The following is a 19,069-nucleotide window of genomic DNA, read 5'->3' on the forward strand; positions in this document are numbered from 1 at the left end:
GCTTCAGTAGAGAATGGAAGGTCCGGTGCGTGGTGTCACCGCACCCTGGCCAGCTCCCATGATGTGACATCGTCGACTGGCGACGGCCTGGTCGGGCTGTCCGCTCCTCCTGTGGGATCGGGGGCGGGCAAATAAGTGGTTGGAGACAGTGAGCACCTAATCGCCGTCTTGCGAGGCAGGGCTTCTAGCCACAGATGGAAATCATGGTCTTCTGCGACCCTCTCGGCGAGGTTCGCCAGGCGCATCTCCTCGCGGGGCACGACCTCGGATCCGGGCGCGGCACTGAGATCGGCGCGAGGGTGAGCAAGGGTCATCTATGGTGCTCCTGGTTCAGGGAAGTCGAACGAATCAACTTAGTACCGCTGGCGGGCTTCATGTAACATTTTCGCCTGTTCGTCCGTCAGAGCCTCGTGCGAGGCGTCCTTCGCGGTGATGACTGCGCGCTCGTCTTCTTCCTCTATTTGCTGCCGTACCAGCTCTTGCAACTGCTCGGGTGTGGGCATCCGGATTGGCGGCGCCGGCCTTGCGTCCGAGTGCGTTGACTCCCGGCTGATTAGCCGAATCGGCGGCCGACCAGCTATCGAGTACGAAGCCCGAGTACTATCTCACCTGCTCCGAACAACTGGCCGGAGACAGATAGCCCGGTGCGCACGAGACCCGGGGAGATTCAATCACCGTTGTGCGCAAGCCTGTGGGCGCCGCGTCGGCGAGTTGGGCGACAGCGAGGCCATCGACCGGCTGTCCTGAGCGGGATGAATTTAGCTCGCCCCCGACGAGTCGGCGGTCAATCGCTTGAATGTCGACCCGCACCGGGGACACGCGGACCACCGGCGTCCTCACGGAAGGTGAAGCGCGGTGGCTTGTAGACGCGGGATACGTACGCGTAGCGCATATCTCGCCCACCCGGACGCGACACGATCCCGTACCTCGCCGGATCGCCGGCGAACCAGATCTCGCGGGTGGCGTGGTCGACCAGCTTTCCCCGGTCCCACGCCCACGTACTGAGCAGGAGCGTGCCCGCTGTCTCACCCTGCGGGCCGAGCAGGTCGACCCACTCGTAGCGGCCACCGGACAGATACCGGATACGCCACACCGTCCACGGATTTCGCAGGGCCTTGCGGCGGCGTCGATTGATCCAGACGAAACATCCGCCGAACATCGTCCCGAAGATGAAGTACTGCGATGCGACCAGAGCGGCGGCATCGGCGTAATTGTTGATCAATACGACGGTCAGTGGTCCGGTGGCCAGCGCGGTGAGCAGCAACGGCCACCGAATCCACCAGTTGCGGCGCAGCGCTTGTCTGGTCGGCGGGAACTGCCGGGCCGGTCCGGGCGGCGGTGCGATGTCCATCATGGGTGGCCGGTTCACAGTGTGAGACTCGAGGTCGTTGAAGAGGCAACGAATTCGAGGGTCGCCGCCAGTCCGAACAGCATGGGGGCGAATTCCGGCCCTCGGTCGACTTCGGCGGTGGTCACCTCGATCACCGCCACGGTGGTGCCGTCCGGCGAAGCGATCACCGCCTCCATCTGGTGGGTGCGCGCCGCGTCGTCGGATTTCGGCAGCGCGGGCAGGTCAGGAGCGGGGTAGTGGCCGATGCCCTCGCTGAACAGTAGGGGCCGCTCGCCGACATCGACACCTTCTACCCGCCAAGAGATCTCGTCGCGGGTTTTGCGCTGCGCGATGTCGGCCAGGGTGAGGCGAGGATTGCGGGGCGCGCCGGCATCGAGACACGAGATCGTCAGCCAGGACACCACCGGATGCCCGTCGGCGCTTCTGTGCGTGCCGATGCCGCAGTACACGGCATTGCGCTTGGCGAGTGCTTCCAGCATGAATTCGAGTGTGCCGAGGGTTTTCGGCACACTGGCGCGCAGCTCGCCCGCGGTGCGGCGCGACAGCAGTGGTTCGGCGGCCGAGATCGCGGTGGCGATATCGGTCAGCGGGAGTTCGTGATAGCCGGGCGGGATCTCCACTGCCACGGCGTAGCGCGGCGGACGCGCCGGATTGTCGGTCATCGCTCGGTATCCTCGATCATTCAGTCCCCGAAGATGCTTCCCAGAGCCAGACCGGCCACCGATCCGACCGCACCCTCGGTCCGCTTCAGTACCGTGAGCGCCACAGCGGGATCGGCCACGCTGTGCGCGCCCTCGACGCCGGTGAATTGCAGCAGCCGATTGACCCCGTTGGTGACACCGGTATTGGCCATGATGTCCGTCACGCCGCCGACGTTGTGGTCGGTCATGAACTTGTTGACCAGCCCGGGATTGTGGGCTGCCTCCGACCACGCGCGGGCCATGCCCTCGAAACGGCCGACATCGCCCGCCGCGTCGCCGAGCATCGCCACTTTGCCGACCTTGCCGAGTGCGCCGACGCCGGGAATCAGCCCGAGCGCGTCACCCGAGAGTTGCATTCCGGCGCTGAGCTTCTCACTCAGACTGCCGTGCAACAGATCGTCGCGCAGTTCGTCGTCGGTGAGGCTCAGTCCGAGTGCTCCGACCCCGGCCACCAGGGAGACGCCGAGGGCGATGGCGCTGATCGGGGGCGGGGTGATCACCGCCAGCAGACCCGCGATGGCCGCGGTGGTGGAGAGGATGTTGTGGAGGAGTTCGCGATGCTCGTCGATCCAGTCGCCGAGCGCGTTCACCGCGTCGACGATCTTGTCCCAGAGGCTCTCGTCGGGCTTGCTCGGCGCGTTCTCGGCGGCTTCCACGAGAGCGGCGGCGATCCGAGCGGCCAGGGCGTTGTGCACGGCCTCGAGATCGGTCGCGCGCCGGATGATCGCGTCCAGGGTGGTCTGGCAATTCGACACCGCCGTCACCGCCGCGTTCACCCGCGCGATCGCCGCGTCCAGACGGGACTGGGCCGCGCTCAACTCGGCGGCATCGGAGAACTGCGTATTGGCCAGGGCGAGGTCGGGATGCGCGCGCGCCTGTGTGAGTGTGGTGTTCGCGGTGGCGAGTTCGGCACGCGCCGCGGCCGCCTCCTGTTCGAGCCCCTTCGCGGTGCTCTGGAAATCGACCAGGTTCGTATGCCATTCGGTGACGAGATCGACGGCGGATTCCAGCGACTTCTGGGCCAACCGCAGGTCGGTGGACAGTGTGGCGTCGAAATTCGCCCGGAAGGCGTCGCCCGCATCGCCTTTCCACACGTCGCCGCTGTCGAGCAGGCGGTCGAGCAGTGTCTTGGTCTCCGTCACGCCTTGGCGTGCCGCGTCGATACGCAGGCGGAGGTTCGCTACCTCGGCCGTACTGCCGCGCACCGGGTTGAACCCCAGGTTGGGGTAGGGGTTGGCGCTCACCGCTGCACCCCCACGGCATTGTCGGCGGCGGTACCCTGCGCGTCGACCACCTGGGCGGCCTGATTCACCGCGTTCGCGAACGCGGAGTCTGCGGACACGTAGGCGTCATGGCATTTCGAGACGCCCTCGGCGGTGGTGGTCGCGGCGTCGATGATCCGTTCGATGCCGAATTTCCAGCTGCGCTGGAAACTTTCGGCGGCGTCGTTCAGGCCGGTGGTGCCGATATCGCCGTCGCCCGCGTTCTCCAGGGCCTTCATCGCATCGCCGAGTACCTGTTCGGAATTCTTCAGCGACCGCACCGTGCTCGCGAGCACGTCGATATCCACATGAAAGTATCCGGCCATGTCTCCCTCCCCGATCTCTCAGCACCATATAGCCGGTCCGGGAGTCCGGCAAACCTCCCGCTCGGCACCGTCCTTCGGGGCCGGTGCGAATTCCCGGCGCCTGTCACACGATGGTCGACAGCGCGGTCGAGTCGGTGTCGCGCTGCGGTACCAGGTCGGCGACACCGGATTCGGTCGCCACCACCGTTATCCGCTACCCGAGTAGTCAGGCACGTAGGAGCGTGACCTGTCGCCCGGTGGGGGAGGTGGCTTCGTCGAACCGGGTCCGTTCGGTGATCGGGGTGGCGGTGGTGCGGCGGTCGAAGATCACCAGTATCCCGGTGGTCAGGCCCATTCGATCGAGGTAACCGTCGAGTTGGGCCAGTCCTTCCTCCAGCGGGTCCTTGCGTCCGTCGCGCCAGACTTTCAGTTCCAACGATTCGCGCTGTTCGGCGCGGCGACCGTCGGAGTCGGTATACCGCTGCCGGACCAGCAGGTCGCCGTCGCGCCCGCTGCGAGGACCGCATCCGCGCAGCCAAAGGCACCGGCTGCGCAACCTCCCGTGCAAGTCTTTCGACGCTAACCGGATCTGGCGCGCGATCGTCGCGCTCGCCCTCGATCTGACCGCCTGGCGGCAAACGATCGGCATGCACGACCATCCAGCCAGCCGCTGGTAACCGAAAATGCCGCGTCTGCAACTGTTCTCGATCCCAGCCAGAATCGTCCGCCACGCCCGCCGCGTCCACCTACGTCTGTCACGAAATCACCGCCGCACCAGCCTTATGCTGACAGCACTGAACCGCCTACACCCGTGCGGTCGAACGTATCGTGTGTTCCGGTCGAACCTTAGGCATGGGATGTCGGCGGTTCGAATGAGCGAGAGGTACCCGATTCCTTTGTGGAAGAGACTTTCCGAAGCCCAGTACGACAGCGGTATCGCCGCGCAACCGACCCTGAGGGAGACCTACGCCGGCGAGGTGACCCGTTCGGACTTCGTGCGGGAGGGGCTGGCCGCCCATCGACTGTCCTCGGCCAATGATCAACGAGTGCGCCAGTGACTCCAGTCGTTGCTCGACGGGGTGTTATCGGTGTCGAGGATTACGCGATGGAACCTCCGCTGCCCCAGGCCGACAACCTCTCCGATGACCCGCTGAGAGCCGAGGTCGACCAGGCGCTGATCGCGCTCAGCGGTTGTAGTCGCCCGTGACGTCCGGAAGGGGACCTCTCATGACTATTCACCGTCCCGGTGTGCTGGAGGATCTGCCCGCGGCCGAGACACTCTGGGCACGTTGGGCATTGCTCGCGGCCGTCGACGCGCACGCGGCCGACGAGTCGAAGGCCGGTCACCGCACCGGTATCTGGCTCGACGCCGAGGGGCTGCATCTCGACGACTGCGGTTGCACGTGGTGGACCATGTCTCGGATGGGGGACGGCCGTTTCGTGCTCTACGGCGAGGACGAAGCGAGCGGCGTGAAGTTCCACCAGCCGAGGATCGATATGGTCGCGGGCGCGCCGGACTGGCTCCCGTTCGAGGAACTGCGTGACCGGTTGGAGGGGCACGAGCTGGGTTGCGTCTACTGGTACGACAGCGGCGTCTGGGCTCGCGCCTCCTATCCGGATGATCTCCGCGACGACGGTCTGGACTGCGGGATGAGCCGCTTCGTGGATCGGGCGAGCGTGCTCGGCGAGTTGCGTCTCTACCTGATCGAGGGCGACCACGCGCCGAGCGCACACCACGTGCTGTCCGATGCCGAGGCGTATCGGCTGGATGTCCGCGTACTGCTGGATTCCCTGCGCGCCGTCAGGCCGACGGACGAGCCGACGGATCCCGACGCTGTGGCCCGGGTACTCGCCGCGGCGGGCGTAGCCACCCCGACCACGTGAGAAGGCGGTGGCGGAATCGTGCGCGGCCCCGTCCTGCATGGTCGGACGGCCGTGGTCCCCGGAGCGGCGTGGCCGTTTGCCGGTGCCGTCGAACCGCACGGCGGCGACAACGCCCGGGGATGATCCGCTGCCTGCGGCGCGATGATTTCGGTGCGGCATACAGGCGTCCGTGAATTCGATCTGATGCCCGGTTCCGCACCGCGCGGTACAGTCGCCCGTTAACGCGGACGCAATTCCATACGCGGCCGTAGTTCTGAGCAAGTGGGGGAGGCCGTCGGTGCCAGAGGCCAACGATATCGGCAAACTGCTCGAATTCGTTCGAGCGCTCAATGTTCCGGATTCGCGCCCGCGGGTGTTTCGCACGCTGATCCGTCGCCGACGGCCGTTGCCGCGTCCTCTCGTCGGCCTGGTCGACGTGCCGCCGTCGAGCGCGCTGCTGGTCGAGATCTACCGCTGGCTCGGTGAATCCGGCGGGCGGCGGGCAAGTCCGCGTGCGCGAGTGGATCTTTCGGCGGCGGGGTTGCCGCCGGACGCGTTGGCTCCGGATCCCAACGCGACCGGACAGGAGATCGAGGGGCATTGCCTGCCGATCCTGCAGCGATTGGTCGAGGGGTTCTCCACCGACGACACCGCGATGGGGCCGATCAGGTTCCCGCGCTACCGCACGGCGGATTGGTTGACCCGACAGCGGGTGACCAGTGACGAGACCGAAGCGGCGGTGGAACTGCGTGCCCGGTTGCCGAGGTTGCTGCGCAGCGGTTCGCCCGCACGGTCGGCGGACGGCGCGAGTGAGGCGGCGGCGGGGGATGTGCTGTCGCGCACGGTGTTCGCGGTGCTGGCGCTGTGGCCGGTGCTGCGGCTGTGGTTGTGGATCAGTGGCGGCCGTATCCCCGGCATGTCGAAGGTGACCCGTTGGTTCATGCGCCAGCGCTATCTCGCACCCGAACTGTCGGACAGTTTCCTGGGTTTCGCGACCCGGCTCACGGCGTCGGGGCGTAGCGACGAGAACGACGAGCAGATCGCCAAACTGCTCGTGCACGCCTTCCTCGAGGATTTGCGCGACGCGTACCGTCGTCCGCTCTGGCGGCCGTCCGGCTGGCGGCGCACCGCCTATCCGGTGGCGCTGCTCGGGCCGGTCGCGCCCGACAGCGCGGGCGCGCGACTTCTCACGCGTATCAACGACATCCGCAACGAGACCGGCTTGTTCGATCCGCTGGTGGTGCTGGCCTGTCTGGAGTCGGCACCGGCCCGGCCGCAAGCCCGTGACCTCGGCCGGATCGGTGATCTGACGAATCTCGACACCCTGGAGAGCCTGGTCGACCGGCCGTCCTCGGATGTGCAACCGGATCCGCTCCAGCGCTGGCTGCGCAATATCGACCACATGCGCACCAATCGGCTGCCCCACGCCTGGTCGCTGCCGCTGCGGGTGCGACTACCCGACCCGCTGAACGGGACCGTGCGTGACCCGCGCTACGCCCACCTCGCGGTGCCGCCGTCGCCGCCACCCGCCGCGCGCCGCGGGGTCGTGACGATGTCGGTTCTGCTGCCGGTCCTTCTGCTGGTGGCCGCCACACTCGTGGTCGTGCCCGCCCTGCGCGGGGTGCCGTGCACGCATTGGCCGTGGACGTCGGGCGTCTCGGTGGAAATGCACGAGGGGGAATGCGTCGGCTACAGCGACAACGCCCGTCAGGTGTTCACCGACGACCCCTATCTGAAAGCGATTCAGCGGGAAGTCTTCCGGCTGAACGGCGAGGCCGAGAGCGCGCGCAGGACCAATCCGCGCAGGCCGCTGATGACGCTGGTCTATTTCGCCGGTCTCAGTTATTCCGACGCCAATGTGCGCTACCCGTCGGCGCAGGTCGAAGAATTGGCGGGGATCGCGGTGCAGCAGCGGCTGGCGCTGAAGAAACGTTCCGAATCCGAGCCGCTGATGCACGTGGTGATCGCCAACGGCGGTACGGAGATGCGGCACGCGCCCCGCGTGGTGGACAAACACCTGCGCGGGCTCTTCGCCCACGACGCGAGTGTGCTCGGCGTCGTCGGGATGGATCGCAGCAGTACCGCGACACGCACGGCCATTACCCGTCTCGGTGATCTCGGCGTGCCGGTGGTCGCGACGACGCTGACAGCGAACGACCTCGCCAATGCCTCGCCCCTCTATTTCCAGGCCACGCCGAGTAACGCCGAACACGCCGAACTCATCGTCGATTACGTCGAGGGCGCGCGATATCCGCGCTCGTCCGACAAGGCGGGGCAGCCCCGCTTCCGGAAAGTGATCCTGTACTACCCGCAGGTTCCCACCGACCTCTACGTGACCACCCTGGTCGACAGCCTGACCGACAAGCTCGCACGGCGAAATATCGAGATCGAACGGCGCACCTGGACCACACAGCACGAACTCAACCGATTCCCCGCGTTCTGCACACCCCAGTTCGATCGGGAGACCCTGCTGTTCTACGCGGGGCGCAACGACGACTTCCCGGCCTTCGCGGGCTCGGTCGCCAACGGCTGCCTCAGCGGTGAGAGTCCCGCGATCCTCGGCAACGACACCCTCACCCGGGTGATCGCCGATCCCGAGGTGAGCAAGGGTCTGCCGCCGGGTCTGACCGTGCGGTATGTCGCCAAGGCCGCACCGGCGATCCTCGGTGGTCGCGCCTGCCTCGAGGGCAGAGCCGAAGTGGGCACCGCGAAGGTGCCCGCCGTCTATGCGGCCCTGTGCGACACGGTGCCCGAACTCATCGCGGACCTGCGCGGATATTCCGACGTCCGGTGGACGGACAGGCCGTCCTGGGTCGGGGATCGCCTCGGACTCGGCTACGACGCCTCGGGTCTCTTCCTCAACACCGTGCGCGTCGCCGAGACCGGCGATCGTCTGCCCAGCCGTTCGGCGGTCGCCATGCAATTGCGGGACACCGCGGTTCAGGGTGTCACCGGGTACATCGACTTCACTTCCGGGCGTGTCGCGAAGACCTCGTCCCTGGCTGTGCTGGTCACCGAAGCGGGCGGCGAGGTTCCCCACCGATGCCTGGTGATGTTCCCGATCACGCCCGGTGAGAAGGGCGCCCCGGGCGGCGATGGGTGCCCGGCCGGAACCGGAAAGACCGCGGCCACCGACACCGGCGGCGCGAAATCGGGGGATGACAGCGATCTCGAGGACTGGGTGAAGCCGTCCAAATCGGTTGGCTGAATTCGAAGTCGGCGAGACATCGGCACGGTGTTCTGGAGTTTGCCCAGATCTCCGAGCGCGGTCAGTTTTGTCGAGTCGTCCATTCCACACAGGAGTCGATAACCGCGAAGGCATTGACCGAACGCGGTGTATTGACTCCGGTCGGACGGACGAGGGCATGCTATTCCGTCGCGGGGGAACACTTTCCGGACGCTGTGCTCGAGATCGCAGAACCTCCAGCGGCTTGGTCGATCCCTATCGTTCGTAGCGGGTGACCGTCAGCGGGGACGCGGTGACCGCTACTCGACGGCGTCCTTGTTGTGTAGGTTCCGGCTTGGGCGGACAAAGTCGACCGCGAGCGGCGGGCTTCTGTCTTTTCCGTCGAAGAATGTCCGTTCAGGCCGGTCCCGTCCGCCGCAGTACACCGTGACCGAGGGGCGTCAGGTCAGGGGCAGTCAGTAGTGACCCGGCGGATACTCGGAGAAGAACTGCTGGAGCAGGGGTGTCGCCAGGTCGAGGCCGAATTTGGTGACGCCGAGGCCGAAGTTGCCGAGGCCGATGACGACGAAACCGAGAAGGTCGCGATTCTGTTCGGCCAGATCCCGGAGGGGTTCGATGATGGTGCTGAACATAGGTCGGTCCTTTCGCATCCGAGCGGATGGATAGGTCCAGACTTCCACAGCGTGGGGGCGCGGCCAAGGCTGGTTTCGGACACAATATGTGCAGGCAGGCAGAGTGGCCACCCCCGGTTATGAATGAGCTTGCATCATCGTGCATAATCATTTGCATGACGGCGCGGGCCGGTCGAAGAGGTCCCGATGTGCCGGGTCCGGGTCGCGCTCACCGCTCGCAGGCGCGGGCCTCATACTGCTGAGACACGAAGAGAACCGAGGAGCACACAGACATGTCCGATCGCGTCGTACTCGCCTACTCCGGTGGGCTTGACACCTCCGTCGCCATCAGCTGGATCGGCAAGGAGACCGGCGCCGAGGTCGTGGCCGTCGCCATCGATCTCGGTCAGGGCGGCGAGGACATGAACGTGGTGCGCCAGCGCGCCATCGACTGCGGTGCGGTCGAGGCCGTCGTGGTCGACGCCCGTGACGAGTTCGCCGAAGAGTACTGCCTGCCCACCATCCAGGCCAACGCCATGTACATGGGCGAATACCCGCTGGTCTCGGCGATCAGCCGGCCGCTGATCGTGAAGCATCTGGTGGAAGCGGCCAAGTTCCACGGCGCCACCACCGTCGCGCACGGCTGCACCGGCAAGGGCAACGACCAGGTCCGCTTCGAGGTCGGCATCGGCGCGCTCGCGCCCGATCTGAACGTCATCGCGCCGGTCCGCGACTACGCGTGGACCAGGGAGAAGGCCATCGCCTTCGCCGAGGAGAACAAACTCCCGATCAACGTCACCAAGAAGTCGCCGTTCTCCATCGACCAGAACGTGTGGGGCCGCGCGGTCGAGACCGGATTCCTCGAGGATCTGTGGAACGCGCCGACCAAGGATGTCTACGACTACACCGCCGACCCGACCGTCAACTTCGAAGCGCCCGACGAACTCATCGTCAGCTTCGACAAGGGCGTGCCGGTCGCCATCGACGGACGCCAGGTCAGCGTGCTCGAAGCCATCGTCGAACTGAACCACCGCGCGGGCCGCCAGGGCGTCGGCCGCCTGGACATGGTCGAGGACCGGCTCGTCGGCATCAAGAGCCGCGAGATCTACGAGGCGCCGGGCGCGATCGCGCTGATCACCGCGCACCAAGCCCTGGAGCACGTCACCATCGAGCGTGAACTGGGCCGCTACAAGCGTCAGGTCGAGCAGCGCTGGAGCGAGCTGGCCTACGACGGCCTGTGGTTCTCCCCGCTCAAGCGCGCGCTGGACGCCTTCGTCCAGGACACCCAGCAGCACGTCTCCGGCGATATCCGGATGGTGCTGCACGGCGGTTCCGTCGTGGTCAACGGGCGTCGCTCGGATCAGTCGCTCTACGACTTCAACCTGGCCACCTACGACGAGGGTGACACTTTCGACCAGTCGCTGGCCAAGGGGTTCGTGCAGATCCACGGTCTGTCCTCCAAGGTCGCCGCGCGCCGGGATCTGAACCAGAAGTAGTCGCATGGGTGCGGCGTCGGTGGAATGAATCCGCCGATGTCCGCGGCGCGCTTCGCCCGGCGGCACCGGGCGGCGCGATTCGCGGTACCGCTGACGGTCTACCAGATGACGTCGGCGGGTCCTTCGGGCGAGAGCGCGGTGACGATCGGCGTACCGCCGGACCGCCGCCTGGACGCTCATCGGTCACGGGAGCGTCGGGCGACCCGATCGAGTGGAGATCCACCGGTTTCGGGTCGACTCGTCGCAGGAGATCGGTTGATCACCGACAGTTCGACTAGCACGGACAGCTCGGCAGGCAACGGACAGTTCGACCAGCGTCGACAGGTCGGTCCGTGTCGACAGATGGCCCAGCACGGACAGTGCGGTCGGCACGGACAGTGTGATCGGCACCGATAAGTCGGCGGGCGCTGACAGTTCGGTCTGTGTCGACGGATCGGCCAGCACCGATAGGTCGGGTTTGCAGCGACGCTCCGGTCGGTGTCGATAGTTCGGCTGGTCACGGACCTTCGGTCAGCACCGACGGATCGGCGGGCACCGACGGACCGGCGGATCTCGGTCGGATCGGCCGGAACGGACGGTCAGGTCGTCAGTCCGGAGGTGCTCGGTCCGGCGGTAACCGTCTGATGAGCTCGACCCGGTCGAGATTCGCGACATGCTCGATCCGGATCCGGAGGTACTTCTCATCGACCGACCGCTGACCACCTGTGCCACCGGTCCTGTCCGACGGCAACTCGAATCGGCACCTGTCAGTCGCCGCCCTTGCAAGGCACAGCGCGGCAGTCGCATGCCCGGACACGGCCTGGCGCTGCTGCGACAGCCGGTGCGCGCTGGACCAAGGGCTTCGCTGTCTACGCGAAACAGCGGCCCGCCTATGCCGGAGCGCGCATCGCGGCTGCTCATCGCTCCGGTCGCCCACGTTCGCACCCACGAGCGACATGAGCGCAACTCGCGTCGTGCGCTGGACCTGCCTCGGGTCGGGGACTGCCCCCTGAGCCCCGCTGGCTTCCGGCAGCGACAGCGCGCCCGTTCGCGAACACTTCGACGCACACCCCAATCCACCCCCGGAGGACACGGCACGCGGACCCTGCGTGCCGGTGACGTTCAGGTCTGCTGGTTCGATGGTCACGACCGCGTGGCCACCGACCAGCCACCCGACAACCGACTTCCCCATCCGACCGAAGGAGAGCCAACGATGACATCGAGCGAGCACTCGTCACACAGCGGCACGAACGAGGGTGCGCTCTGGGGTGGCCGCTTCGCGTCGGGCCCCGCCGCCGCCATGGCCGCGCTGAGCAAGTCGACGCATTTCGACTGGGTGCTCGCCCCCTACGATGTCCGCGCGTCCAAAGCGCACGCGCGTGTGCTGCACAAGGCGGGCCTGCTGTCCGACAGCGACTTGTCCGGGATGCTCGCCGGACTGGATCGCCTTGCGGCGGATGTGGATTCGGGTGCGTTCGGTCCGCTGGAATCCGACGAGGACGTGCACGGCGCGTTGGAACGCGGACTCATCGACCGGGTCGGCACCGAACTCGGCGGCCGGTTGCGGGCGGGACGTTCCCGCAACGACCAGGTCGCCACGCTGTTCCGGATGTGGTTGCGCGACGCGGTCCGTCGCGTCGCCTTCGGACTGCTCGAAGTGGTCGACGCGCTCGTCGCGCAGGCGGCCGCGCATCCCGACGCGGTGATGCCGGGTAAGACGCATCTGCAAGCGGCGCAACCGGTTCTGCTCGCCCACCACCTGCTCGCGCACGCGCATCCGCTGCTGCGCGATATCGACCGGCTGCGCGATTTCGACAAACGCGCCGCCGTCTCGCCCTACGGCTCGGGTGCGCTGGCGGGGTCCTCGCTCGGCCTGGATCCGGAACAGATCGCGGCGGAACTGGATTTCACCGCCGCCGCGGCCAATTCGATCGATGCCACGTCCTCTCGCGATTTCGCGGCGGAGGCGGCCTTCGTGCTGGCCATGATCGGTGTCGATCTGAGCCGGATGGCCGAGGAGGTCGTCATCTGGAGCACACCGGAATTCGGCTACATCACTCTCGCGGACGCGTGGTCCACCGGCTCGTCGATCATGCCGCAGAAGAAGAATCCCGACGTCTCCGAACTCACCAGGGGCAAGGCGGGACGGCTCATCGGCAACCTCGCCGGCCTGCTCGCCACCCTCAAGGCGCAGCCGCTCGCCTACAACCGTGACCTGCAGGAAGACAAGGAACCGCTGTTCGATTCGGTCGCCCAGCTGGAACTGCTGCTGCCCGCCATCGCGGGCCTGGTCGCCACCCTCACCTTCCACACCGACCGCATGGCCGAGCTCGCCCCCGCGGGCTTCACCCTCGCCACCGATATCGCCGAATGGCTGGTGCGCCAGGGTGTTCCGTTCCGTGTCGCGCACGAGGCGGCGGGCGGGTGCGTCCGGGCGGCCGAAGCGCGCGGCGTCGGACTCGACGAACTCACCGACGAGGAATTCACCGCCGTCGACCCCGCCCTCACCCCGCAGGTGCGCGAGGTGCTGACGGTGCAGGGCTCCATCGCCTCGCGCAACGCCCGCGGCGGCACGGCCGGTGTGCAGGTCGTGGCTCAGCTCGACGAGGTGCGGGCGCAGGCGTCGGCATTGCGTGACTGGCTGCGCTGAGATCGGCGACCGCACCGGGATGCCGCACCGTTCAGGTCGACCACGCGTCCGTTCGGCCCAGCAGATTCGCGACCCGTAGCAGCGGGGTGATGTGCTCGGGTATCGCACGGACGCGGTTCAGGTGCCCCACCGAGTAGGTCATCAGATCGTTGCCCGCGACGCTCCACAGGGGCACGGCGCCCGCGATGTGGGCGTCGATCAGGTCCGGCCCGACGAGGTGGCGGACATAGCCCGGGTCGCGGCTCGCGATCCAGAAGCGGTTGTCGAACCAGATATTGCCGGTCGCGGTCGGTTTGTCGCCGAATATCGAGCGGTGCAGGATTCCGAGCGTGCCGCGTTCCACGACCGCGATCGGCGGATGCGGACGGTCCAGATGCACGATCGTCACGACGAAATGGTGCCTCCGGGTGGTCGTGCGTGTCGTCCCGTCGGTCGACCGCTCGTTCGTCGTCGTCCGATAGTGGTAGTCCGCGACCGTGACCCGCCTGCCGTCGAGCACGCGGGTGAGGGCGACGCCGACGCCGCGCGCGTTCGCGCCGGGCATTCGCGCTGTCCACGGCGCGTGGAGTCCCTCGGCGTACTGCCATCCGTTGTTCGCCGCCCACTGCCGCAGTGCGTGACGCCTTCGGTGCTCGGCGTGTACGCCGACGGCGCCGACGACCGCGGGCAGGAAGACGAGCAGCGGCGTGGCGCACAGCGTGCCCATCGCCACGTGCATGGGCAGGTTCACGGACGATCCCCCGAGTTCTCGATCCCGGGGACGACCCGGCCCCCGCGCATCCGATCGTATCCTCGCTAGGGTGCCGTCATGACCTTTCTGTTCCTGGCGCTCGCGATCGTTTCCGAGATCTCCGCGACCATCTCGTTGAAACTGTCCGAGGGGTTCAGCAAGGTGATTCCCTCGATCATCGTGGTGATCGGATACTGTGCCGCGTTCTTCTTCCTCGCCCAGGCGCTCAAACGCGGTATGGCGATCGGCGTCGCCTACGGCATCTGGTCCGCGATCGGTGTGGCGGCGGTCGCTACGATCGGCGCGCTGTTCCTGGACGAGAAGTTGACCCCGGTGCAGGTCGGTGGCGTCGCGCTGGTGATCCTGGGTGTGCTGGCATTGGAACTCGGTGGGGCGCACTGAGTTACGCGCCGCTGCTCCAGCACGCGGTGGTGAAGCGGCGGATCTCCTCGGCGCGGTCGTCGTCCTCCGGTGCCCGGCCGAGGAATCCGCCGTGCCCGGCCGCTTCCCAGACGTGCAGTTCGGCCCGCACGCCCGCCGAACGCATCGCGCGGTGCAGGCGGACGGTGTCCGAGAGCAGCATGTCGCGGGTTCCGGAAAGCAGCAGGGCGGGTGGGAATCCCGCGTGGAATTCGCCGAAAAGCGGTGAGACGTAGGGGTCGCGCAGATCGGCGGCGCCCGCGTAGAGCAGTGTCGACGGCGTGGGGCCGGTGAGGATGTTGTCGAGTCCGCGGTTGGTCTGCCAGGTGTCACCGGATTCGGTGAGATCGGCCGCCGGGGTCGCCAGTACGACACCCGCCGGTAGGGGGAGCCCCTCGTCGCGCGCCCGCAGGATCATCGCCGCGGCCAGATTCGCGCCCGCCGACACGCCACCGACCACGATCTCGCCGGGGTCGCGTTGTTCGAGCAGCGCGCGATAGGCGGCGAGGCAGTCGTCGAGGGGTACCGGGTAGGGGTGGTCCGGCGGCATCCGGTAGTCGACCGACCACGACCGCACGCCCACACGCAGCGCGTTGTCGATCCCGCGCAGACGGCAGATCTCGCCGCCGCCCTGGGTGAACGCGCCGCCGTGGAATTCGAGGTAGACGCGACGGTCGTCGGGGTCGAACGCGTGCGGGGTGATGACGTAGACCCGGGCCCCTCCGGCGGAGATCTCCTCGACCGCGACCTCGCGTGCGGCGTCGGAGGCGGGGGCCATCGCGAGGGCGGTCCGATCCATTTCGGCGATCAGCGTCCGCCAGCCGTCGGCGTCGTCGCGCGCGGGCCATTCCGGTGTGGGCGCGAGCGGGCCGAGCGCGAGGATCGCTCGTGCCTGTTCGCTCACCGAGGAGGGCACCGGGATATCGCGCTCCCGCAATCGCAGGTGTGGCAGTGACCGGCCGATCGTCACGACCGCCTCCTTCGAGAATGAAATTCTGAATCGCGAGAATAGCAATCTTGCCGAGGTGGCGGCAACGGTCGGGCGCTACTCCGCGTCGGGGGCGGGCAGTCGACTGGCGACTCCGTCCAGGAACATCGCGACCCCGTGCGCGAACACGTCGTCCGTGGGTGCGGCGACATACGCGGCGCCCGCGGTGCGCAGGGCGATGTAGCGCTCGGCGGGCAGGCTCGCGAGCAGACGGGCGAAACCGTCGGAGCGGGAGGCCCCGAGTGGGCCGCGCCCCGCGACACTGCGCTGGATATCGACCGCTCCCGCGACGAATTGGATCATCGTGGTGGTGTTGAACGCGGCCTGCTCGGGGGTGCTGCCCGCTTCGAGGAACAATTCCAGCACGGCGTCGACCAGGCGCAGGGTGTTGGGTCCGTACCCGGCGGTGCCGCGACCCACGGCCGGGGGCAGTGGCTGCGACAGGATGACGCGCCGCGTCTCGTGCATCAGCGCCTCGGCGTCGGCGCGCCAGCCGCGGCCGGTGCGCACCAGGCGGATGTCGCCCATGACGTGGTCGGCGATCAACGCGATCAGTTCGTCACGGCCCGCGATGTGGCGATAGAGCGACGCGCTGCTGGTATCGAGACGTTCGGCGACCCGGCGCACGGTCAGCGCGTCGACACCGTCCTCGCGCAGCAGATCCACCGCGGCCGTGACGATCTTGGTGGTCGACAGGCCGCCGTCGCGCGGCCTGCGCCGGTTCTCCGTCGCGGCGCGTTCGAGCCACCACTGCGCCGATCCGGGCTCGGGCGCGTCGGGATCCGGGCAGTCGGGGCGGGTCATGGCGCCGTCGACGGCGCGAGGTCGGGTCGGTAACAGCGCATTCGCCTCTATCCGCTCGTGGGGCAGCACCCCTTGACAGTATGCGATCGGCGCTCGCATACTACCGAATCGGAAATGGGAGCGGTGATCGCATTGCGGTGGCGTCGTCACCCCGGCCGCTTCGCACGACACCGCCCAGCGCGGCACAGGAGAACACAATGACGTTGTTCGACGCCTTCCGATTCGATGGCAAACGGGTGCTCGTGGTCGGCGGCGCGACCGGAATGGGCGCGGCCACAGCCGAACTCGCGCTCGCCGCGGGCGCCGAGGTCATCGTCGCCGACTGTGCGCCCATCACGATGGCCGGAGTGCGGACGATCGCGCTCGACCTGGCCGACGCCGCCACCATCGATGCCGCGCTCGAACAGATCGGCGGGCCGGTGCACGCGCTGGTGGCCGCCGCCGGGGTGGCCGACGGCACCCCCGGAATCGAGCGGATCAACTTCCTCGGCCACCGCTACCTGATCGACCGGTTGCTCGCCGCCGATCTGCTGCCGTCCGGCGCGGCGATCGGATTCATCTCCTCCTCGGCGGGTCTGGGGTGGGAGTCGAATCTGACGCTGTTGCAGGAGTATCTGTCGATCACCGACTTCCACGACGCGGCGCGGTGGGCGGTGGAGCACGGCAAAGCGGACTACATGTTCAGCAAGCAGGCGGTCTGCGCCTACATCGCGACGCAGGCGCTGCCCTTGCGCAGCAGGGGAATCCGGATCAACGCCATCTGCCCCGGCCCGACCGACACCCCGCTGGCCCGCGCCAACGCCGCCAGCTGGCTCGGCTTCGGCGCCGACTTCCGCGCGGTAGCGGGAACCGAACCGGCGCGACCGATCGAGCAGGCCCGCCCGCTGCTGTTCCTGTGCAGCGACGCCGCCTCCGCCGTCAACGGCATCACCCTGACCTCCGACTCCGGATATTTCAGTTCCGGGATGGCCGGATCGTTCCCCGCCGCGACGCCCGTGGTCAACTTCATGCTCGGGCGCTGAGCGCCGCCCACACGGCAACCGAAAGAGGTCGTATTCGATGAAAGAACAACGGCGAGGACGCAAGATCGCCATGACCCCGGCCGAGGTCGACGCCTTCCTCGCCGAGGAACGGACCTGTCGCGTGGCCACGACCGGCGCGGACGGGCCGCACCTGACGCCCCTGTGGTTCGTGTGGGACGGAACGGCGCTATGGCTCAACTCGGTGGTGAAGAGTCAACGCTGGACCGATGTCGTGCGCGATCCCAAGGTCGCCGTGCTCATCGACGCGGGCCGTGAATTCAACGAGTTGCGCGGGGTGGAGATTCGCGGGGTGCTGACCCCGGTCGGCGAGGCGCCTCGGACCGGCGCCCCCGACCCGGATCTGGCGACTCCCGAGCTGTTGTTCGCCCGCAAATACGCGGGTCGCGACGAGATGCACTACGACGGTCGCCATGCCTGGCTGCGCCTGGAACCCACCAAATTCACCAGTTGGGATTTCCGGAAGATGTAGTGCCCCGGCGGCTACCCCTTCTTGGCCAGATTGTGGGCGACCGTGCCCAGCCGTGCCAGCCGCGCGTCGCCGAGCGGGGTCAGTCTGCCGCCGAGCCGATTGGTGACGAATCCGAGCGACATGCCCGTGCTCGGATCGGCGAACGCGCCCGAGCCGCCGAGCCCGAAATGGCCGAACGCCGAAATCGGTTCCGCCTTGGACGGTTTCATCGGCACGCCGTGATATCCGAGACCCCACGGAATGCGGAACGCCAGCACGTAGTCGGGGGTGAACACCTGACGGGTGCTGATCGCTTCGATGGTCTCGGGACGGAGCAGTCGATAGCCGTCGAGCGTGCCGCCGTCGGCGAGCGCGCCGTAGAGGCGGGCCAGCGCGCGGGCGGAGAACACGCCGTTGACGCCGGGCATGACCGAATCGTGCAGGCGCGGGTCGGCGACCAGATCGGCGAAACCCTGCGGGGTGGTCTCGGCGGCGGCAGAGGTGAAACGGCTGCGGCCGAGCAGGTTCGCGCTGGCGTCCCAGCTCATGCCCGCGATGGTGAGACGCGGGAAGTTGGGGGCGATGCGATGGCGCTCGGTTTCCGGCACCCGGAACCAGAGTTCCTCGGCGCCGAGCGGTTCGGCGATCTCGGTGCGCAGGAGTTCGGTGAAATCGGCGCCGCTCACCCGGCGCACGAGTTCGGCGACCAGATGCCCGAAGCTGATGCCGTGATATCCGCTGGTCACCGTATGCCGGGGATCGGGGGTCGCGGCGGCGAGCGCTTCGGTGACCGCGGCGTCGTCGAGGAAGGTCTGCGCCGGTCCCGGCAGCAGACCGCGCAGGCGATGCAGTCCGGCCCGGTGCGTGAGCAGTTCGCGGACGGTGATCCGTTCCTTGCCGGCCGCGGCGAATTCCGGCCAGTACTCGGCCACCGGTGCGTCGTAGTCGAGCAGGCCGCGTTCGGCGAGGCGGTGCAGCAGGGTGGACGCGACACCCTTGCCGGTCGAGTAGGCCATGGCCACGGTGTCGTGCTGCCACGGCTGGTCGGGGGCCGCGTAACCGGCCCAGACGTCGACGACGGGTTCGCCGTGTAGGTAGACCGCGAGGGCGCCGCCGCCGTCGGTGGGGCGGCGGAACAGCCGGTCGAATTCGGCGACGAGGGTCGCGTAGCGGCGGTCGACGAATTGCGTGGTCGGAATCGTGGTCATCGGTGGTGTCCTCCCTTCCGTCA

18 protein-coding genes are annotated in these 19,069 nt (G+C 67.7%); 8 read left to right on the forward strand and 10 right to left on the reverse strand.

Annotated features, from left to right (window positions below):
* Window positions 1-784 precede the first annotated feature (784 nt).
* The 5 genes from DAT37_RS38940 to DAT37_RS46580 all read right to left on the reverse strand — a co-directional run bounded on the left by DAT37_RS38940 (window position 785) and on the right by DAT37_RS46580 (window position 4,187).
* A complete protein-coding gene (locus tag DAT37_RS38940; protein WP_157978902.1) occupies window positions 785-1,369 on the reverse strand; it encodes a hypothetical protein in 585 nt (194 codons plus the stop codon).
* Window positions 1,366-2,013 carry a hypothetical protein gene (locus tag DAT37_RS38945; RefSeq protein WP_109529971.1) on the reverse strand — a complete coding sequence of 216 codons (648 nt, stop codon included), beginning with the start codon at window positions 2,011-2,013 and terminating at the stop codon, window positions 1,366-1,368. The genes DAT37_RS38940 and DAT37_RS38945 overlap by 4 nt, the downstream gene beginning before the upstream one ends.
* Before the next feature lie 20 nt (window positions 2,014-2,033).
* Entirely contained in the window at window positions 2,034-3,296 is a 1,263-nt protein-coding gene (locus DAT37_RS38950) for a hypothetical protein (RefSeq protein ID WP_109529972.1), read from the reverse strand.
* On the reverse strand, window positions 3,293-3,640 hold the full coding sequence (locus DAT37_RS38955) for a hypothetical protein (RefSeq protein ID WP_157978903.1): 348 nt from the start codon (window positions 3,638-3,640) through the stop codon (window positions 3,293-3,295). The genes DAT37_RS38950 and DAT37_RS38955 overlap by 4 nt, the downstream gene beginning before the upstream one ends.
* Window positions 3,641-3,845: 205 nt before the next feature.
* Window positions 3,846-4,187 (reverse strand): hypothetical protein, encoded by a 342-nt coding sequence (locus tag DAT37_RS46580; RefSeq protein ID WP_157978904.1) that lies wholly within the window; start codon window positions 4,185-4,187, stop codon window positions 3,846-3,848.
* A gap of 304 nt (window positions 4,188-4,491) precedes the next feature.
* Here DAT37_RS46580 and DAT37_RS38965 point away from each other — a divergent pair, with 304 nt between their 5' ends.
* From DAT37_RS38965 to DAT37_RS38975, 3 genes are all read left to right on the forward strand, one after another.
* Window positions 4,492-4,677 (forward strand): hypothetical protein, encoded by a 186-nt coding sequence (locus tag DAT37_RS38965; RefSeq protein WP_109529975.1) that lies wholly within the window; start codon window positions 4,492-4,494, stop codon window positions 4,675-4,677.
* A 169-nt stretch (window positions 4,678-4,846) separates the two neighbouring features.
* The gene (locus DAT37_RS38970) at window positions 4,847-5,503 is read left to right on the forward strand and encodes a hypothetical protein (RefSeq protein WP_157978905.1); all 657 of its coding nucleotides are present in this window, start codon (window positions 4,847-4,849) and stop codon (window positions 5,501-5,503) included.
* Between the two features lie 277 nt (window positions 5,504-5,780).
* The gene (locus DAT37_RS38975) at window positions 5,781-8,690 is read left to right on the forward strand and encodes a type 1 periplasmic-binding domain-containing protein (protein WP_198654664.1); all 2,910 of its coding nucleotides are present in this window, start codon (window positions 5,781-5,783) and stop codon (window positions 8,688-8,690) included.
* 434 nt (window positions 8,691-9,124) lie between these two features.
* On the opposite strand, the gene DAT37_RS45115 is transcribed toward DAT37_RS38975, so the two are convergent.
* The gene (locus DAT37_RS45115; protein ID WP_198654665.1) at window positions 9,125-9,301 is read right to left on the reverse strand and encodes a hypothetical protein; all 177 of its coding nucleotides are present in this window, start codon (window positions 9,299-9,301) and stop codon (window positions 9,125-9,127) included.
* Between the two features lie 272 nt (window positions 9,302-9,573).
* Here DAT37_RS45115 and DAT37_RS38980 point away from each other — a divergent pair, with 272 nt between their 5' ends.
* A complete protein-coding gene (locus DAT37_RS38980) occupies window positions 9,574-10,776 on the forward strand; it encodes an argininosuccinate synthase (RefSeq protein WP_109529977.1) in 1,203 nt (400 codons plus the stop codon).
* A gap of 1,192 nt (window positions 10,777-11,968) precedes the next feature.
* Complete coding sequence (argH, locus tag DAT37_RS38995) at window positions 11,969-13,405, forward strand: argininosuccinate lyase (RefSeq protein WP_109529980.1); 1,437 nt, start codon at window positions 11,969-11,971, stop codon at window positions 13,403-13,405.
* Window positions 13,406-13,436: 31 nt separating this feature from the next.
* Here the strand turns inward: argH and DAT37_RS39000 are convergent, their stop codons facing one another.
* Window positions 13,437-14,135 (reverse strand): hypothetical protein, encoded by a 699-nt coding sequence (locus DAT37_RS39000; RefSeq protein ID WP_109529981.1) that lies wholly within the window; start codon window positions 14,133-14,135, stop codon window positions 13,437-13,439.
* A gap of 78 nt (window positions 14,136-14,213) precedes the next feature.
* Between DAT37_RS39000 and DAT37_RS39005 the strand changes: the two genes are divergently transcribed.
* The gene (locus DAT37_RS39005) at window positions 14,214-14,537 is read left to right on the forward strand and encodes a DMT family transporter (RefSeq protein ID WP_109529982.1); all 324 of its coding nucleotides are present in this window, start codon (window positions 14,214-14,216) and stop codon (window positions 14,535-14,537) included.
* Between the two features lies 1 nt (window position 14,538).
* On the opposite strand, the gene DAT37_RS39010 is transcribed toward DAT37_RS39005, so the two are convergent.
* Both DAT37_RS39010 and DAT37_RS39015 read right to left on the reverse strand, forming a co-directional pair.
* Window positions 14,539-15,525, reverse strand: a complete 987-nt coding sequence (locus tag DAT37_RS39010) for an alpha/beta hydrolase (RefSeq protein ID WP_232840274.1) — start codon at window positions 15,523-15,525, stop codon at window positions 14,539-14,541.
* Between the two features lie 75 nt (window positions 15,526-15,600).
* On the reverse strand, window positions 15,601-16,416 hold the full coding sequence (locus DAT37_RS39015) for a TetR/AcrR family transcriptional regulator (protein WP_232840275.1): 816 nt from the start codon (window positions 16,414-16,416) through the stop codon (window positions 15,601-15,603).
* Window positions 16,417-16,544: 128 nt separating this feature from the next.
* On the opposite strand from DAT37_RS39015, the gene DAT37_RS39020 reads away from it, so the two are divergent.
* Together DAT37_RS39020 and DAT37_RS39025 are read left to right on the forward strand one after the other, a co-directional pair.
* On the forward strand, window positions 16,545-17,369 hold the full coding sequence (locus tag DAT37_RS39020; RefSeq protein WP_109529984.1) for an SDR family oxidoreductase: 825 nt from the start codon (window positions 16,545-16,547) through the stop codon (window positions 17,367-17,369).
* Window positions 17,370-17,406: 37 nt separating this feature from the next.
* On the forward strand, window positions 17,407-17,859 hold the full coding sequence (locus DAT37_RS39025) for a pyridoxamine 5'-phosphate oxidase family protein (protein ID WP_109529985.1): 453 nt from the start codon (window positions 17,407-17,409) through the stop codon (window positions 17,857-17,859).
* Between the two features lie 11 nt (window positions 17,860-17,870).
* Here DAT37_RS39025 and DAT37_RS39030 read toward each other — a convergent pair whose 3' ends face one another.
* Window positions 17,871-19,046, reverse strand: a complete 1,176-nt coding sequence (locus DAT37_RS39030; RefSeq protein ID WP_109529986.1) for a serine hydrolase domain-containing protein — start codon at window positions 19,044-19,046, stop codon at window positions 17,871-17,873.
* Window positions 19,047-19,069: the final 23 nt, after the last annotated feature.

This window comes from Nocardia aurea (genome assembly GCF_003123685.1).
GTDB classification, from domain to species: Bacteria; Actinomycetota; Actinomycetes; order Mycobacteriales; family Mycobacteriaceae; genus Nocardia; species Nocardia aurea.

Coding starts and splice junctions, on each gene's coding strand:
- DAT37_RS39030 (WP_109529986.1), bottom strand. CDS start 19,046: ATGACCACGATTCCGACCACGCAATTCGTCGACCGCCGCTACGCGACC.
- DAT37_RS39020 (WP_109529984.1), top strand. CDS start 16,545: ATGACGTTGTTCGACGCCTTCCGATTCGATGGCAAACGGGTGCTCGTG.
- DAT37_RS39005 (WP_109529982.1), top strand. CDS start 14,214: ATGACCTTTCTGTTCCTGGCGCTCGCGATCGTTTCCGAGATCTCCGCG.
- argH (WP_109529980.1), top strand. CDS start 11,969: ATGACATCGAGCGAGCACTCGTCACACAGCGGCACGAACGAGGGTGCG.
- DAT37_RS38955 (WP_157978903.1), bottom strand. CDS start 3,640: ATGGCCGGATACTTTCATGTGGATATCGACGTGCTCGCGAGCACGGTG.
- DAT37_RS38970 (WP_157978905.1), top strand. CDS start 4,847: ATGACTATTCACCGTCCCGGTGTGCTGGAGGATCTGCCCGCGGCCGAG.
- DAT37_RS38980 (WP_109529977.1), top strand. CDS start 9,574: ATGTCCGATCGCGTCGTACTCGCCTACTCCGGTGGGCTTGACACCTCC.
- DAT37_RS38965 (WP_109529975.1), top strand. CDS start 4,492: ATGAGCGAGAGGTACCCGATTCCTTTGTGGAAGAGACTTTCCGAAGCC.
- DAT37_RS39025 (WP_109529985.1), top strand. CDS start 17,407: ATGAAAGAACAACGGCGAGGACGCAAGATCGCCATGACCCCGGCCGAG.
- DAT37_RS38945 (WP_109529971.1), bottom strand. CDS start 2,013: ATGACCGACAATCCGGCGCGTCCGCCGCGCTACGCCGTGGCAGTGGAG.
- DAT37_RS45115 (WP_198654665.1), bottom strand. CDS start 9,301: ATGTTCAGCACCATCATCGAACCCCTCCGGGATCTGGCCGAACAGAAT.